This is a genomic window from Brevibacterium sp. NPDC049920 (assembly GCF_040656435.1).
Lineage (GTDB): Bacteria > Actinomycetota > Actinomycetes > Actinomycetales > Brevibacteriaceae > Brevibacterium > Brevibacterium pityocampae.
On sequence record NZ_JBFAMF010000025.1, the window covers coordinates 1 to 1641 of the forward strand.

The window sequence follows — 1641 nt, forward strand, 5'->3', positions numbered from 1 at the left end:
GGGTGGATGAGTGGCGAACGGGTGAGTAACACGTGAGTAACCTGCCCCTGACTCTGGGATAAGCCCGGGAAACTGGGTCTAATACCGGATATGACCATTCTCCGCATGGAGTGGTGGTGGAAAGTTTTTCGGTTGGGGATGGGCTCGCGGCCTATCAGCTTGTTGGTGGGGTGATGGCCTACCAAGGCGACGACGGGTAGCCGGCCTGAGAGGGCGACCGGCCACACTGGGACTGAGACACGGCCCAGACTCCTACGGGAGGCAGCAGTGGGGAATATTGCACAATGGGGGAAACCCTGATGCAGCGACGCCGCGTGGGGGATGACGGCCTTCGGGTTGTAAACCTCTTTCAGTAGGGAAGAAGCCTTCGGGTGACGGTACCTGCAGAAGAAGTACCGGCTAACTACGTGCCAGCAGCCGCGGTAATACGTAGGGTACAAGCGTTGTCCGGAATTATTGGGCGTAAAGAGCTCGTAGGTGGTCTGTCACGTCTGCTGTGGAAACGCAAGGCTCAACCTTGCGCGTGCAGTGGGTACGGGCGGACTAGAGTGCAGTAGGGGAGTCTGGAATTCCTGGTGTAGCGGTGAAATGCGCAGATATCAGGAGGAACACCGGTGGCGAAGGCGGGACTCTGGGCTGTAACTGACGCTGAGGAGCGAAAGCATGGGGAGCGAACAGGATTAGATACCCTGGTAGTCCATGCCGTAAACGTTGGGCACTAGGTGTGGGGTCCATTCCACGGATTCCGCGCCGTAGCTAACGCATTAAGTGCCCCGCCTGGGGAGTACGGCCGCAAGGCTAAAACTCAAAGGAATTGACGGGGGCCCGCACAAGCGGCGGAGCATGCGGATTAATTCGATGCAACGCGAAGAACCTTACCAAGGCTTGACATACACCGGAATGTGCCAGAGATGGTTCAGCCCTTTGGGCTGGTGTACAGGTGGTGCATGGTTGTCGTCAGCTCGTGTCGTGAGATGTTGGGTTAAGTCCCGCAACGAGCGCAACCCTCGTTCTATGTTGCCAGCACGTGATGGTGGGAACTCATAGGAGACTGCCGGGGTCAACTCGGAGGAAGGTGGGGATGACGTCAAATCATCATGCCCTTTATGTCTTGGGCTTCACGCATGCTACAATGGTCGGTACAGAGGGTTGCGAAGCCGTGAGGCGGAGCGAATCCCAGAAAGCCGGTCTCAGTTCGGATCGTAGTCTGCAACTCGACTACGTGAAGTCGGAGTCGCTAGTAATCGCAGATCAGCAACGCTGCGGTGAATACGTTCCCGGGCCTTGTACACACCGCCCGTCAAGTCACGAAAGTCGGTAACACCCGAAGCCGGTGGCCTAACCCTTGTGGGGGGAGCCGTCGAAGGTGGGACTGGTGATTGGGACTAAGTCGTAACAAGGTAGCCGTACCGGAAGGTGCGGCTGGATCACCTCCTTTCTAAGGAGCTAACACATTTCAGTGTTGCCACGCTCGGGCCGTTCGTGTCCGGGGTGGTTGCTCATGGGTGGAACATCACAAGAACTGCTCTCACTGGGGTCTTCGGATCCGGGTGGGGGTGCTTGCCGGCGGGTCGCACAGGGTGCGGTCCGGTTGGTGGGGGATGGGCACGCTGTTGGGTCCTGGGAGAACAGGCCCCCACA

Annotated in this window: 1 rRNA gene; it reads left to right on the forward strand. The window is 58.3% G+C overall.

The annotated features are described in order from the left end of the window. Nucleotides 1–1438: ribosomal RNA gene (locus AB0I45_RS13785) — 16S ribosomal RNA — on the forward strand; the annotation flags it as partial. Nucleotides 1439–1641 lie beyond the last annotated feature (203 nt).